The organism is Pseudodesulfovibrio sp. S3 (assembly GCF_004025585.1).
Classification (GTDB): Bacteria; Desulfobacterota; Desulfovibrionia; order Desulfovibrionales; family Desulfovibrionaceae; genus Pseudodesulfovibrio.
In genome coordinates, this window is record NZ_QTZO01000018.1 from 1 (window position 1) to 14697 (window position 14697).

The 14697-nt window shown below is 58.1% G+C and carries 12 protein-coding genes; 3 read left to right on the forward strand and 9 right to left on the reverse strand.

Going from position 1 to position 14697, the window contains the following annotated elements:
• Positions 1-215: 215 nt before the first annotated feature.
• Positions 216-920, reverse strand: coding sequence for a phosphoribosylglycinamide formyltransferase (gene purN / locus DWB63_RS14590; protein WP_128329593.1), 705 nt, complete (start codon positions 918-920; stop codon positions 216-218).
• Positions 921-1124: 204 nt separating this feature from the next.
• Between purN and DWB63_RS14595 the strand changes: the two genes are divergently transcribed.
• On the forward strand, positions 1125-1856 hold the full coding sequence (locus DWB63_RS14595) for a transporter substrate-binding domain-containing protein (protein WP_128329594.1): 732 nt from the start codon (positions 1125-1127) through the stop codon (positions 1854-1856).
• Positions 1857-1924: 68 nt separating this feature from the next.
• On the opposite strand, the gene cobA is transcribed toward DWB63_RS14595, so the two are convergent.
• On the reverse strand, positions 1925-3433 hold the full coding sequence (cobA, locus tag DWB63_RS14600; RefSeq protein WP_128329595.1) for a uroporphyrinogen-III C-methyltransferase: 1509 nt from the start codon (positions 3431-3433) through the stop codon (positions 1925-1927).
• Between the two features lie 282 nt (positions 3434-3715).
• Complete coding sequence (locus DWB63_RS14605) at positions 3716-6382, reverse strand: valine--tRNA ligase (RefSeq protein WP_128329596.1); 2667 nt, start codon at positions 6380-6382, stop codon at positions 3716-3718.
• 131 nt (positions 6383-6513) lie between these two features.
• Here DWB63_RS14605 and DWB63_RS14610 point away from each other — a divergent pair, with 131 nt between their 5' ends.
• Entirely contained in the window at positions 6514-7776 is a 1263-nt protein-coding gene (locus DWB63_RS14610; protein ID WP_128329597.1) for a BPL-N domain-containing protein, read from the forward strand.
• 127 nt (positions 7777-7903) lie between these two features.
• Positions 7904-9805 carry a FapA family protein gene (locus DWB63_RS14615; protein ID WP_128329598.1) on the forward strand — a complete coding sequence of 634 codons (1902 nt, stop codon included), beginning with the start codon at positions 7904-7906 and terminating at the stop codon, positions 9803-9805.
• 3 nt (positions 9806-9808) lie between these two features.
• On the opposite strand, the gene truA is transcribed toward DWB63_RS14615, so the two are convergent.
• The 6 genes from truA to DWB63_RS14640 all read right to left on the reverse strand — a co-directional run bounded on the left by truA (position 9809) and on the right by DWB63_RS14640 (position 14630).
• The gene (gene truA, locus DWB63_RS14620; protein ID WP_128329599.1) at positions 9809-10555 is read right to left on the reverse strand and encodes a tRNA pseudouridine(38-40) synthase TruA; all 747 of its coding nucleotides are present in this window, start codon (positions 10553-10555) and stop codon (positions 9809-9811) included.
• 106 nt (positions 10556-10661) lie between these two features.
• A complete protein-coding gene (locus DWB63_RS14625) occupies positions 10662-11336 on the reverse strand; it encodes a magnesium transporter MgtE (RefSeq protein ID WP_241648873.1) in 675 nt (224 codons plus the stop codon).
• Complete coding sequence (fliJ, locus tag DWB63_RS14630) at positions 11296-11736, reverse strand: flagellar export protein FliJ (RefSeq protein ID WP_128329601.1); 441 nt, start codon at positions 11734-11736, stop codon at positions 11296-11298. Before fliJ ends, DWB63_RS14625 begins: the two co-directional genes overlap by 41 nt.
• A gap of 42 nt (positions 11737-11778) precedes the next feature.
• Entirely contained in the window at positions 11779-11952 is a 174-nt protein-coding gene (locus DWB63_RS17360) for a hypothetical protein (protein WP_164879905.1), read from the reverse strand.
• Between the two features lie 80 nt (positions 11953-12032).
• Positions 12033-13268, reverse strand: coding sequence for a hypothetical protein (locus DWB63_RS14635; RefSeq protein ID WP_206613178.1), 1236 nt, complete (start codon positions 13266-13268; stop codon positions 12033-12035).
• A 174-nt stretch (positions 13269-13442) separates the two neighbouring features.
• Positions 13443-14630 carry a DNA polymerase IV gene (locus DWB63_RS14640; protein ID WP_128329602.1) on the reverse strand — a complete coding sequence of 396 codons (1188 nt, stop codon included), beginning with the start codon at positions 14628-14630 and terminating at the stop codon, positions 13443-13445.
• Positions 14631-14697: the final 67 nt, after the last annotated feature.

Consider the following 14697-nt stretch of genomic DNA (forward strand, 5'->3'; position numbering starts at 1 on the left):
TTTTTTTGATGTGATCGGGCGCGCCCAGGAACATACACAGTGTATATCGTCGGCAGCGTCAGATGGGTATAAAAGAAAGATTCAGGTTCATTACTGCTTAATCCCAAAAAAAACACCAAAACCTCACCCCCGCCGTAGGCGCGACAAAAAGTTTTGAAGGGGAGTCCAGAGGGGAAACTTTTTCAAAAGTTTCCCCTCTGGCCGCCGGAGGCCTCTTAAAAGCCTTCTTCCAAGGGCGGCCAGACAAGGGCCTGGGTCTCGGGGTCAATGTCGGCCACGGGTTGCAGGGCCGATCTTCTGGCGGCGGGCTTGAGCCGCACGAACCGGCCGTCGACCTCCAGCCGTTCCTCGGCCAGCCATTGCAGGGCCTGAGGAAAAATGCGATGTTCCAGTTGCAGGATGCGCGCCCCGAGCTTGTCGCCTCCCTCGCCCGGTTCGCAGGGCACGGCGGCCTGGATGATGACCGGCCCGTTATCCATCTTTTCGTTCACGAAATGCACGGTGCAGCCGGAAATTTTCACGCCGTAGTCGGCGGCGTCGCCCTGGCCGTGCACACCGGGAAAACTGGGCAGCAGGGCCGGATGGACATTGATGACCCTGCCCTCGAAGGGTTTCAGGAACACCGGGGTGACGATGCGCATGAACCCGGCCATGACCACTGCGCCGCGTTCACCCACGCCGCTCGTGGTGATAGTCTGGACCAGGGCCTCGTCAAAGGCTTCGCGAGAATCGAATTCAGTATGCAGCAGCACCTGGGTCGGGATGTTGTGATTCCTGGCCCGGACCAGGCCATAGGCGTCTTCCCTGTTGGAAACGACGACCTTGATTTCGACATCAAGTACACCCGCTTCAATACGGTCGATGATGGATTGCAGATTGGACCCGCTCCCTGACACGAGAACGGCTATGGGCAATGGCATGGATGCTCCCTTTCGATGAATGAAAACTGCGGGGGACTGACCCCGCTTCCGAACTTGGCCCAATCCGCGTCCTTTTTCAAGAGCGGATTTCCCTGGGGCAGAATTGTCACCCTGAATCCATCCCGTCAATGGATTGCTTCTTTTGCGTGCATGGGTCATAGACGTGAATAGACAGGGCAAGGGACCAACAAGTAGTCATATGCTATGCGCATTTTATTAATCATATTCATGCTGCTGAGCCAGCTCCCGGCTTCGGCAGCCGGCCTTCGCGTGATCAGCGAATCCAATCCTCCCTTCAATTATGAAAACCTGGGGCAGCCCACAGGTATCTCCACCGACATATTTCTGCTCATGGCAGACCGGGCGGGATTGAACCTCTCCCGCCAGGACATCAGCATCTGGCCGTGGGCTCGTGGGTACCAGGAAATACAGAAAAAATCCGACGTCATCCTGTTTTCCATGGCCAAGACCGAAGCTCGAAAGGATCTGTTCCAATGGATCGGACCGATAATGCCCCTCTACGGAAGCCTGATCGCGCTCAAGAAAAGGAACATAAGAATCTCCGACCCCATCAAGGAGGCGAGCTTGTACCGGTTCGGAACCATCCGGGCCAGCGCTTCGGAACAGTATCTGATCAGAAACGGCATGGATATCAAATATATCTATCCCGTGCACGACCTGAAGCTGAACGCCAAGAAACTCCATGAAAACCGGATTGACGTCATGGTGGCAAACGAATCCGCCGCCTTTTTCACCATGAAGCAGATGGGCTATGACCCCGCCGACGTTGAGGTCGTACTCAGACTGTTTTCCTCGTTACTGTACTTCGCGGCCAGCCTGGACATGGACCCGGCCATCGTGCAACGGCTGCAGACAGCCCTGGACCAGCTCAAGGCAGACGGCACCGTGGATCGCATTATCAGCGATTACCGCTAGACACAAATTCGGCCACGGAAAAGGGCTTCACCAAATAGGTGAAGCCCTTTTCCGTCATATCGATCGATTTATTCGGCATCCTTGACCAGCGCGGCCACCAGTCCGGGGATGGTGTAGTCCTCCGGCTCGATATCCGGGGTGAAGCCGAACCGCTTCACGGTCTCGGTGGTCACCGGGCCGATGGAGGCTATCTTCATGTCCGGGTACTTCCTGAAGACCTCGGGGTCCACCAGCTCGAAAAAGTTCTCCACCGTGCTGGAGGAGGTGAAGGTCACGTACTGGATGTCGCCGTTGTCCAGGCCGGCCACGATCTCGTCGCCGCTTGCCTGGACCAGCTTGGTCTCGTAGACAGGCAGAACCGTGACGTTGCAGCCCGCTTCCTTGAGTTCCTTGGGCAGCACCTCGCGGGCTACCTTGGCGCGGGGGATGAGCACGTCCGAACCGGCAATGCCGAGCTTGAGCAATCCCTCGACCACGTGTTCGGCCACATATTTCTCGGGAATGAAGTCCGGCTCGATGCCGCGGGCGCGGAGTTCGTCCGCCGTGGCCGGGCCGATGGCCGCGATCTGCATGCCGCCGAAGATGCGCGCATCCAGCCCGATCAGCCGAAGCTGTTCCCAGAAGAATTTGACGCCGTTGACCGAGGTGAACACCACCCACTGATATCGGGCCAGTTGCAGGATGGCGGTCTCGACCTCGCTGTAATCGCTCAGAGGCTCCACGGCGATGGTCGGGAATTCGTGAATGCATGCACCATGGCCGCGCAGAATATCCACCAGCCCCGAAGCCTGTTCCCGAGCGCGGGTCACGACCACGCCCTGGCCGAGCATGGGCTTCTTTTCGAACCAGGCAAGCTTGTCGTGCAGAGAACAGACGCCGCCCACGATGATGATGGAAGGGGCCTTCCAATCACGCTGCTTTGCCTCTTCGGCTACCTTGTCGAGGGTGGAAACGAACGAGGTCTGGTTGCAGCGCGTACCCCAGCGAACCAATGCCACAGGGGTGTCGGCAGCCCGACCGTTGTCCATGAGATTCTTGGCTATCATGGGCAGGTTGCCCACGCCCATGTAAAAGACCAGGGTAGAGTTGGACTGGCCGTAGACCGCCCAATTATTCCCGGATTCGCCCTTGGTCGGATCTTCGTGGCCGGTGATGAAACAGACCGAAGTGGTGTGATCGCGATGCGTCACCGGGATGCCCGCATAGGCAGCCGCTGCCACGCCCGCCGTGATGCCCGGCACGACCTCGAATTCGATGCCCGCCTCGACCAGTTCTTCGCCCTCTTCGCCGCCGCGGCCGAAGACGTACGGGTCACCGCCCTTGAGACGGCAGACCATCAGGCCGGATCTGGCTTTCTCCACGATCAGGTCATTGATCTTGTCCTGGGGCAGGGTGTGGTCCCCGCCCTTCTTGCCCACGTACAGAATCTCGCATTCCGGCTTGCACCACTTCAGGAAGTCCGCATTGGCCAGATAGTCGTAGATCATGATGTCGCAGGTCTCGATGACCTCTTTCGCACGCAGGGTCAACATTCCCGGATCGCCCGGTCCAGCACCAACCAAAAATACATTTGCCATATCGTTTGCCTCCGGCGGCCAGGAAACCTTTTGAAAGAGGTTCCCTGGACCCTCCAAAACTTTGTATCACGGCGCTGGGAGACTGTACGAACTCGGACATTCCCGGATGCGCCATTTGGGGCCTTTCATCTGTGGCGCGCCCTTCGCGGACCACGTTTCTACGCCGCCGTCATCTACTTTTGCTTCCCTTTGCACTCCCTGACGGCGTAGCTCCAAAAAATTGCAAAAGGGGGTCCGGGGGAAAACCTTTGAAAAAAATTTCCTCCGGATTACTTACAAAACCTATCCCATGACCGACTCAAGGCGGGCCTTGAGCTGGGTCAGTTTGTTTTTTTCTTCTTCCATCTCGGCGAGTTTTTTCTTCTCGCCTTCAACCACCTCGGCGGGGGCGTTGCTCACAAAGCCGGGGTTCTTGAGCTTACCGGCCACGCCCTTCATGGTCTTGTCGAGCTTGACCATGTTCTTGTCCAGACGGACGAGTTCGGATTCAAAGTCCACCACGCCTTCGAGCGGCACGGACAATTCGTTGCCCTGGACCACGGCCACGCCGGAAGCCTTGGGCCCCTTCACGTCCGGGCCGATGGTCACGGTATGGATTCGGGCCAGGGACCGGATCAAACCGATGTTGCCTTCAAGGACTGCCTTGTCCTCGTCGCTGACGGTCTTGATGAGCAGGTCGAGCTTCTTGGCCGGTTCGATAAGCAGTTCGGTGCGGATGTTTCGGGTACCGGAGACCACGCCCATGAACAATTCCATCTCCTTGACCACGTTCGGATTCAGACAGTCCTTGCGCATGGCCGGAAACGGCAGGGTGGCGATATCCTCGGAACGGTCGTCGTTCGCAGGTCTGGGCAGTACGCTCCAGATTTCCTGGGTGATGAACGGGGTCACCGGATGAAGCAGAACCATGGTCTCGGACAGGACGGTCCAGAGAACCTTCTGGGTGGCTGCCTTGACGGTCTCGTCCTCGCCGTAGAGGGCGGGCTTGATCATCTCCAGGTACCAGTCGCAGAATTCCGACCATATGAACTTGTAGAGTATCTGGGCGATCTCGTTGAACCGATAGGTCCCGGTGGCCTCGACAATGGCCGCCTTTACCTCTTCAAGGCGATGCAGAATCCAGCGGTTGGCCAGGCCATCCGCCTGATCGAGTTCCACTGCCGGGATTTCATCCGGCAGGTTCATCATGGCGAACCGGGTGGCGTTCCATATCTTGTTCATGAAATGCTTGTAGCCCTCGATGCGCTGCTCCGAAAGCTTGATGTCACGACCCATGGCCGCAAAGCTGGTCAGGGTGAAACGCAGGGCATCGGCCCCGTATTTGCCGATCATGTCCAGCGGGTCAATGACGTTGCCCGTGGACTTGGACATCTTCTTGCCCATCTCGTCACGGACCAGGGCGTGGATGTAGACGTGCTTGAACGGCACTTCATTCTTGAACTGAAGACCCATCATCATCATACGGGCCACCCAGAAGAACAGGATGTCGAACCCGGTCACCAGACAGGATGTGGGGTAGTACCGGGCCAGCTCCTTGGTGTCGTCGGGCCAGCCGAGCGTGGAGAACGGCCACAGGGCGGAAGAAAACCAGGTGTCGAGCACGTCCTCGTCCTGGACCAGATTGCCGCTGCCGCATTTGGGACAGGCGGTCGGGTCTTCCATGGGCACGATCAGTTCGCCGCACTCCTCGCAGGTCCAAGCCGGGATGCGATGCCCCCACCAGATCTGCCGGGAGATGCACCAGTCGCGGATTTCGTCCAGCCAGGCGTAATAGGTCTTGGTCCAATGCTCCGGGAAAATCTGGGTCTCAGCGGGCACAGCGGCACGGGCCTTTTCAGCCAGCGGCTTCATGGACACGAACCACTGGGTGGAGACATGCGGCTCGATCACGGACTTGCAACGATAGCACACGCCCACGGAATGTTCATGGTCGGCGACTTCCACAACGCGGCCCTCGGCTTCGAGGTCGGTCATGACGGCCTTGCGCGCATCGGAAACGGACAGACCCTGATATTTCTCCGGGGCATTCTCGTTGACGAAGCCCTTCTCGTCGAGCACGGAGATGACTTCGAGATCGTGCTTGCGGCCCAACTCCCAGTCGTTCATGTCGTGAGCGGGAGTGACCTTGAGGCAGCCGGTGCCGAACTCGATGTCCACGTAGGTGTCGCCGATGATGGGCAGTTCCTTGCCGACCAGCGGCAGGATGGCTGTCTTGCCGATCAGGTGATTGAAACGGTCGTCGTCCGGGTTCACGGCAATGGCCGTATCGCCCAGCATGGTCTCGGGGCGGGTGGTGGCTATGATGAGATCACCGGAACCGTCGGTCAGGGAATACCTGATGTGATGCAGGTGGCCGGGCTTGTTCTCGTGTTCGACCTCGTCGTCGGCCAGGGCGGTATGGCAACGGTTGCACCAGTTGATGATGTAGTCGCCCTTGTAGATCAGCCCTTCCTCGAAAAGCTTGACAAAGACCTCGCGCACGGCCTTGGCGCGCTGCTCGTCAAAGGTGAAACACTCGCGGGTCCAGTCCACGGATGCGCCGATACGGCGGATCTGGCCCAGGATATGGTCGCCCTTCTCCTTTTTCCACTCCCAGACGCGTTCGATGAACTTGTCGCGGCCCAGATCGTCGCGGGTCAACCCCTCTTCCTTGAGCTGACGCTCCACCACGTTCTGGGTGGCGATGCCCGCATGGTCGGTGCCGGGCACCCACAGCACGTTCTTGCCCTGCTGACGATTGAAGCGGCACAGGATATCCTGAAGCGTCAGATTCAAGGCATGGCCCATATGCAGGACACCGGTGACGTTGGGCGGCGGGATGACGATGGAATAGGACTCACCCGGACCATCGGGGTCAGGGGTGAAAGTCTTGTCCGCTTCCCAACGGGTTTCCCATTTTTCTTCCACATCCCACGGTTCGTAGGCTTTGGCTAATTCTTTACGGGCCATTAAAATTCCTTCCTTTATACTGGCACACGCCGGGATATGTTCACCGACGGCCTGAAATATCGTATAGTTACGCTTGCGCAAGTGGTTGCGCCTTTGATAGCGTCGGGCTACCCTTGTCAAGAGAGCCGCATATGTCAAGCATACATATATACTGGGACGAATCGCATTTCTGGGGACTGCTGGTCACCCGCGCACTCACGGCGTGGGCCATTCCCCACCGTCTGGTGCGCGGATCAGAAATAGCCGATGGCGTGCTCGCTGGCAAGTTCGGCGAAGCACCCAGGATGCTCATCGTTCCGGGAGGCCGGGCCAAGGGCAAGGCCGACAGGCTGGGCGTGCGCGGCATGGACGCCATCTGTGAATTCGTGCATGGCGGCGGCACCTACCTCGGATTCTGCGGCGGCACCGGACTGGCCCTGTCCGGCCCTTACGGACTGGGGCTCTCCCCCTGGACCCGCAAAGGGTACAAAAACCGGCTGCACCACTTCCTGTCGGGACACGTGGAGACCCGATTGAATACCGACGACGAACTGGTTCCGAGCGACATGTCCGAGGCCCTGCTCCCGGTATGGTGGCCGGGCCGGTTCGACCCGGTGGACGAGTCTGTCACGGTGCTTGCCCGGTACGGCAAACCCGGCCCGGACTTCTGGGTGGCGGACCTGAACCTGTCCACCCTGCCCAAGGGTACCATGACCGACTGGGAAAATCTTTACGGCATCAACCTGAACCCAGATTTCATGGAAGGCTTGCCTGCGGTGACGGTCAATGATTTCGGCGCGGGCCAGGCCATATTGAGCTACGCCCACCTGGAGACGCCCGCATCCCCTCAGGCCAATCGCTGGCTGCTCCACCTCCTGGCCCGGAGCCTCGGAGACTCCGGGGAATCCATCAATGCCAAAGGACCGGTTCCGGCCTGGGACGTGGCCGCCCGCCCGACGATCTGGGAAGACCCCACGCTCATGCAGGCGCGTCAGGCCATGGAACAGATCATCATCACCGGCACCAACCACTTTCTCCTGTTCTGGCGCAATCCATGGCTGTTGGGCTGGCGGCGGGGCATTCCCGGCGCAGGCATCAACACCCTGTATTCACTCATCTGCGAGTCCCTGGCCTGCAAACCCGACAACGAAACCCTGGCTTTCTGGAACGACAAACGCGACCGTTTCAAGCTGCTCATGGACCTGCTGGTAAGCGGGCTGACCGGCTATCTGCTGGCCGAAAGACTGTCCATGACCGTGTTCCATTCCGATCCCGAAGCCGTGGCAGTAAAAGGCCTGCGCGAACAACGCCGCGCCCTGTTCGGATTGCCGCCCGAACCAGGCGGCATCTTTGTCGACCTCTCCAGTATGCTGGAAGAACTGTACTGGCGTCTTTCCTCAAGCACCACCACATAACCTTTGATGAAAATTGTCTTTTCCCAATCTCATTGCCATTTCGCAAAGTCCTGTGTTAATTTCAAGCAAGTGTTTTGCTGAGCACTCCGGGCCACGGCAAGTTTCTTTTTTTTTTGCACGGTGACCAATGGCAGACGAACAAGACCTCAATAACAGCGTTGACGCACAATTCCGCTTCGCCATGTCCGAAGACGGCATGAAGCTGGGCGTCAACCGTTATTTCCCTCCCAACGGAGGGAAGGGGCCGAGTGTGGAACTCCTCCGAAGCCAGGTGGCTGCTGCCGGGGTGCAACTCCCCATCGACGAAAACGCTGCCCAGCGCATTGTTGACGCCATTGGGCAGAATCAGGAATTCAGGGGCATAACCCTGGTCCGCGGCATTCCGGCCAAAGAGCCCAGGGACGCCACCCTTGTGGCCCTCGGGGATCTGAATTTCCCCGTCTTCCCCAACGACAGGTTCGTTCGATACCGTCCAGCCCAGGCAGCCGAAACCGGCGAAACCATCGATCGGCGCCCCCTCGCCCCGGTAGGCAACTTCACCCCGAAGGACATCACCGTGGAAGTCGGCGAAAACGTGGACTGGGACCCGGTCTCAGAAGCTTACATTTCCCGAATATGGGGCATGGCCCGGCTCAAGGACGGTGTCATCACAGTGGACCCCATTCCACATATTTCCGACGACGCGGTCCAGGTCACCGGGAGCATGCATCATCAGGATTTCAAGGGCAAACCCATCACTCCCGCCCGCATAGACAAGGAGTTGCGAGACCTGGGCGTCACCATCGACATTGACCTTGATCTTCTCGACGCCAAACTCAAACAGGCCGCCGCTCTCGGAGTCACACTCTTTGACCAGACCCTGGTCAAGGGCATTCATCCGGTCCCCGGACGCGACGGGTGGTTGGAATATCTGGTATCCACCCGCGAGGACGCCGGCATCGAAGACGCTGCCGGACGGCTGGATTTCCGAAACCGGGGAACCTTCCCCATGGCCAAACCGGGACAGGTCATCGGCCGATTGCACCATCCCACAGCGGGAGAGGGCGGTATCGACATCTACGGCAAAACCATTCCGGCCCATGCGGGCAACGTGCTGCATGTCCATGCGGGTGAAAACGTCGCTGTCCAGGAGGACGGCGTCACCTTCATGTCCAAGGCTCAAGGCGTGGTGGTCATGGAAAAAGGCACCCTTTCGGTAACGGAATGCCTTGTCATCCCCGGCAACGTGGATTTCACCTCAGGCAACGTGACGGTCGAGCACGGTTCCGTAAAAATCAAGGGGTCCATCCAGGCGGGGTTCTCGGTCTCCGCTCCCGAACATGTTATCGTGGAAGGTTCCATTGAAAGCGCCACAGTCTATGCGGGAGGGCTGTTGGAAGTATCAGGCGGCATCCTCATGCCCGACGGCGGCATGATCGTCTGTGACGGCCAGGTCGTTGCCAACTACGCAACCAATGCCAAGATCAGGGCTGGAGGCGACGTACATATCGCCAATGAGATCCAGAACTCGTCCATCCAGGCCGGGGGCAAGCTCTTTGCCACGTCAGGAAAAGGCATCATCCAGGGTGGCACGATCTGCACACGCAAGGGCATGGAAATCAACGAGATCGGCTCCGAGCTGGGCGTGAACACCACCGTATGCATCCATATCGAAAATGACGAAGACGAAGAGCTGCGCCAGGAACGGGCCAAGGTTTCCCAGGCCATCAAGAAGATCGACAGCGCCCTGGGCACCGAGCCGCCCGAGATCATCCTCTCCCGGGTACCTGCCGAAAAACGGCCTGCCGTGAAAGAAGTCCTCAAGCACCGAAGGACCCTGGTCAACCGGCGCAAGACCTTGAGCGAGGAAATCAACCAACTGATGCTGAAGCGTCAGGAAGAAATGAACAACGTGGATATCAAGATCCTGAAGCTCGTGCATCCCGGCACTGTCATCAAATTCGGAAACAAGGGGAAAGAGATCGGCAAACGGCTGGAAGCATCGACCTTTTACTGGGACGTACACCATCGTGACGTTGCAGTGAAATAGGCATCAGGCAGGATAGTCCACGCGAACCAGGGTCAGCCCCTGCGGCGGCACCGTGGCCGGTGCGCACGTCCGGTCGCCCGACACGAGAATGGCCCGGACCTCCTCCGTGGTGAGTTTGCCTCGGCCGCAGGCCACCATACACCCCATCAGATTGCGCACCATCTGTTTCAGGAAACCGGTTGCCGTGAACCGCCAGACCGACTCATGGCCGGTGACGCCTTCCTGCCGCGAGATGCCGGAGACGGTCCGGACAGTGGACCCGACGTCGGTGCCCACGTTCTGGAAGGCCGCGAAATCATGCTCGCCCGCAAGGATGCGGGCGGCCGCCTCCATGCGCTCGAAATCCACCGGCCCGCAATTCCAGACATAGCGGCTGCGCTGCGGCAGACAGAACATGCGCTCATGCCACAAAGCATATTCATAGGTCTTGGCCCTGGCCCAGTACCGGGCGTGAAAATCGTCAGGCACAGGCACGGCGTCCAGCACCCGCACATCCGGGGGAAGCAACCCGTTCAGACTTCGCTGCCACGTCAGGCCGCGCCGCTTTTCGGCGCAATCGAAATGGACAACCTGCCCCAGGGCGTGCACCCCGGAATCCGTGCGGCCCGAGCCGTGAACCCGCACCTTCGTTCCAAGAATGACTTCGAGGGCCTTCTCCAACTCACCCTGCACGGTCCGATCTCTAGGCTGCAACTGCCATCCGCAGAAATCCGTGCCGTCATAGGCCAATGTCAGTTTGATACGGGTCATGTGCAAGGTATACGCCAAGGCTTTACGCAGTTCAATAACGGACAAAACAACAAAAACGGGCAACCCGTAAGGGCTGCCCGCGCATCAGGTTCGTCTGCGCAAATCACTATTGACTTTCGAATGGGATTTGCAATTTGGTCAGTGCCTCCGACAACTTGGCGGCCTTCTTGGCCTCCACGAACGACAGGATTTCGCCTGCCTGTCTTCCGCGCATACCCGAGAGCACCTTCACGGCCAGGTCATCGTCCATGCTCTGCAAAATTTCCGCAGCCTTCTTGGCCTTGGTGTTGGAGATCATGTCCACAAGCTGCTTGACGCGCATGTCCTTGATTTCCTTGGCCTCGTCCAGCATGGACTTGATCTCGGAATGAAGTTTCCGGACCTTTTCGGCCTCAGCCTTGATGGACGCTTCCATCTCCTTGAGGGTGCGCTCCTTGATGGCCAATTCCTCTTCCTTGCGCTTGAGGGCCTTCCATTCCTGAGGCAGATCGTCCTCTGTACGAGGCTTGACGGCCGTATCCAACGCCTGCTCTTCCTTGGCCGCACGGTTGGCTTCGGAATCTGCCTTGTCGGCTATGGGGGTGGGGACGGCCTCGGCCTTGTCTTCAGCGGCCACGGCTACCCCCGGAATTCCGTCAGGAAGCGCGTTTTTCACCATTTTCAGCGTCATAGAATCGACACTAAGCATGCCGAACACGGCCAGTTTCAACAGGGCCAGAAAAACGAGACTGACAAGAACCTTAGATATCCTTAGGTTCGTACCGGAGCGTTGCCATTTCATCGTTTTCTTTCTCTTCTCGAGCGTTTTCTTCTTCATGATGCTTCTTGGATTGCGTTTCCTTGAGCTTCTCCAGGAGCTTCTTGTCCCTGGAGCGTTCCACGGCCTCCGTCAGACATCTTTGCAATTTGAGTTCCAAACTGTTCAGATCCACCCGCACAATGGAGATGTCCTGCTCCAGGGCCTGTTTGTACTGCCGCCACAACCACATGTCATTGGTGGACTTACGTGACTCGAGCTCTGCCTCCAGGTGGGCCTGCATCCGTGTTTCGAGGTCGGCCAAAACCTCGGCCTGAGCATCGCGGAGCGCCTTGGCCCGGCTCAGGGCCGCCTTGGCCTGCTCCTCCAACTGTTCCCGAAAATCAAGAACCTTGTCGAGCTTGAACTTAAACGGTTTGACCATGCCTGTTTCTTGCCATGAATCCCGGTTCAGGGGAAGGGTACTCTACTTCGACGGTGTGACCGGATTTCCGGCCAACCCGCAATAACCCTTTTCCCGGTCCTTATCCGCCCACCGCCACATCATGCACAGGGTCACCTGACACATCTTCATCTTGTCGTCGCTGGTCTTGAGCAGGGGACAGAACATGAATTTGGCATCATCTTCAGTGACAATCATCAGAACCTCCTTTGAAATGAGAAAACGGCGCGCCGTTTCTCACGACGCGCCGTCAATATACCGTGCATTGCCCAATTCGGCTAGCTTTCAGGCTGTATCCCGACCTTGGCCAGGTTCTCGTCGGTCACGACAGACTCCGCCACTGCAGGAGCAGGCTTGGTTCCCACGGTGACCAGGGTCTCCATGCCGAGCAGTGACTTGAGCGTTTCCAGGGCCAAAACGGAACGGCGCGCCTCGGCGTCCAGAACTTCTGCATATCCGCCGTTCTCGATGACGTCGGCATAATCCCCCTTCTTCAACTTGGGATCATCCTTGAACCGGGCCTCGAAATTGCGGGCATACTGCCGGATCATGACATCCATTTCAATGTCGGACATGGAAAGGACGTTCTGAAGACCTTCAACAAGATATTCCGGCGTCAAATCGGTGGACTCGACCACCTTGGAAAAACTGCGCACATAGCGAAGTGTTCCGTCATAGATATGGCTCCGCTTGACCACGTTCATGCCTGCCCACCCCGCCTGAAGCCACTTGAAAAGGAACACCGTACTTCTGGGGGCCTGGGGGTCCTGCTCGACGAACACCTGGACCGAGCCTGAGTCATAGGTGAAGGTGTCCATCCAGCCGATCATGCCGCGGTTCAATCCCTCGAGACCGGAGTAGAAATAGTCCCACTGCTTGTCGTCGAGGATGGCACCCTTGCGACCGACATCGGATTTGCCTTCCTGCTGGGAGACGGAAATGAGCACGTTCTTGCCGTTGTGCTTGAGCAGGATCATCAGCCTGTTCAGGTTGTACCCGTAATAGGCCTCTGCAAAGGAATCGGGCGTGGTCACCTCAAACTCGCGTCCACGCGTGATCACAGGTTCGCTCAAGGTGGGCAATTCTTCCCACAGCCCCCTGCTCCGGCTGAGAAAATCACTGCCCTCATGCCAGCCGGACATCCTCAGGACTGCGGGGCAGAGCAGATAGTTGGGGATGGCTGGATTATAGAAATACTTGAGGATACTGGTAAGATCAGTGGCCACATTCTGACGGAGACAAATGGCCCGGCCGCCAAAGCGTTTGGCCGGTTCGATATCCTTGGGATCGGCTTCAACATCGATGACGAAATCCAACATGGAGGAGATTTCCGCCACCGAAAGGGGAACAGAGGGGTCCTGAAGCACCGAGAACAGATGCCCCAGCCCCTTTTCGACGTCTGCCGCCAACGGGTCGGGCTTCACGGACAATTTCACATCCATGATACCCTCGGGATCTTCCGCCATGGCGGAAACGACAATGACGAAACACAGAACCAGGAGGCCTGTCATCATATAAAAAGAGCCTCTAAGCAGAGGCAACACATTGATTTTGTTTTTTTTCATGTAGTATACTTGGCTGAATTTCGGCCTGCACGCAGCAGACGCTGTTTCTCTGTCTTGATGCATTCTATGTAGTAATCTTCCTCGACTTTGGCAAGCCGGAAACAACCATTCTAATTCACCGGATCAATCTGCTGAATTCGTTGGTTTTTTATTGAACTCCAACAATTCTACCCTTGTGACGGCCTTGCCACCGAATTTTCGCCGCACCGCATCCACGGCCTTGTCCAACTCGCTGGTGGCCTCCACCTTGTGCGGCTCCTCTTCGAACAAATTCACCTGCCGGGTCCGTGTACCGAAGTTAGAGACCCCCACTCCGATCAGCCTGACAGCCCGGACCAGCTCAACCTGTTTCAGCAATGCGCAGGCGGTCTCGAAGATGACGGCGGTGTTGTCCGTACGTACTTCCAGGCTTTTGGAACGGGTAATCTGCTTGAAATCCGAAAATTTGATCTTCAGGGTCACGGTGCGCCCCCTGTAGCCATGGCGGCGCAGGTCTTCACCAACGCGCTCGGACTGGGCCAACAACCATTTTCTGAGCACCAGGCGGTCTGTGGTGTCTTGGTGAAAGGTATTCTCCGCGCTGCAACTCTTGGCGGCCTCGGTGACCCTCACGGGATTGGGGTCGATACCGCACGCCCGATCATGCAGGGCGCCGCCGTATTTGCCCAGCCGCTCCTCCCAATGCTCCCTCGGTTTGAGCAGGACATCCCCGCAGGTGTTCACCCCCAATCGTTTCAGGATTTCCACCAGCTTCGCGCCCACGCCCGGAATTTTCCGAACCGGCAGGGTGCGCAGAAAATCATGCATTTCTTCATGGCCAATGATGTACATGCCGTCCGGCTTGTCCATGTCCGAAGCGATCTTGGCCAGGAACCGGACAGGGGCCGCACCCACCGAACAGGTCAGTCCCGTGACCTCTCTCATCCGTGCCTTGATGCGCCGCCCCACCTCTTCAATGGGACCGAACAGCCGTTCCAAACCAGTGCCGTCCAGGTATGCCTCGTCCACACTGGCCTGCTCCACGGTGGGCGAGAACTCCTTCAGCACCCCCATCACCTGGCCGGATATTTCCTTGTAGCGCTTCATACGGCCGGGTACGAGAATGATCCCCGGGCAGAGCTGACGTGCCTTGACCACGCTCATGGCAGACCGCACACCGTATTGCCGTACCTCGTAACTGGCTGCCGACACCACGCTGCGATCCGAGGTGCCGCCCACGGCCACGGGCTTTCCACGCAATTCAGGGTTATCGAGCTGCTCAACAGACGCAAAAAAAGCGTCCATGTCTATGTGGAGTATCCATCTCAGCATATGCCCGATATCCTTCCTGTCCGAGACCCGGTTGTTAAGGATGGGGAAAGGCGTCACCGCGTAACGG

Bases quoted from the DNA above. Each gene is read 5' to 3' on its own strand.
- purN (WP_128329593.1), bottom strand. From the start codon at position 920: ATGCCATTGCCCATAGCCGTTCTCGTGTCAGGGAGCGGGTCCAATCTG.
- DWB63_RS14595 (WP_128329594.1), top strand. From the start codon at position 1,125: ATGCGCATTTTATTAATCATATTCATGCTGCTGAGCCAGCTCCCGGCT.
- cobA (WP_128329595.1), bottom strand. From the start codon at position 3,433: ATGGCAAATGTATTTTTGGTTGGTGCTGGACCGGGCGATCCGGGAATG.
- DWB63_RS14605 (WP_128329596.1), bottom strand. From the start codon at position 6,382: ATGGCCCGTAAAGAATTAGCCAAAGCCTACGAACCGTGGGATGTGGAA.
- DWB63_RS14610 (WP_128329597.1), top strand. From the start codon at position 6,514: ATGTCAAGCATACATATATACTGGGACGAATCGCATTTCTGGGGACTG.
- DWB63_RS14615 (WP_128329598.1), top strand. From the start codon at position 7,904: ATGGCAGACGAACAAGACCTCAATAACAGCGTTGACGCACAATTCCGC.
- truA (WP_128329599.1), bottom strand. From the start codon at position 10,555: ATGACCCGTATCAAACTGACATTGGCCTATGACGGCACGGATTTCTGC.
- DWB63_RS14625 (WP_241648873.1), bottom strand. From the start codon at position 11,336: ATGAAATGGCAACGCTCCGGTACGAACCTAAGGATATCTAAGGTTCTT.
- fliJ (WP_128329601.1), bottom strand. From the start codon at position 11,736: ATGGTCAAACCGTTTAAGTTCAAGCTCGACAAGGTTCTTGATTTTCGG.
- DWB63_RS17360 (WP_164879905.1), bottom strand. From the start codon at position 11,952: ATGATTGTCACTGAAGATGATGCCAAATTCATGTTCTGTCCCCTGCTC.
- DWB63_RS14635 (WP_206613178.1), bottom strand. From the start codon at position 13,268: ATGATGACAGGCCTCCTGGTTCTGTGTTTCGTCATTGTCGTTTCCGCC.
- DWB63_RS14640 (WP_128329602.1), bottom strand. From the start codon at position 14,630: ATGCTGAGATGGATACTCCACATAGACATGGACGCTTTTTTTGCGTCT.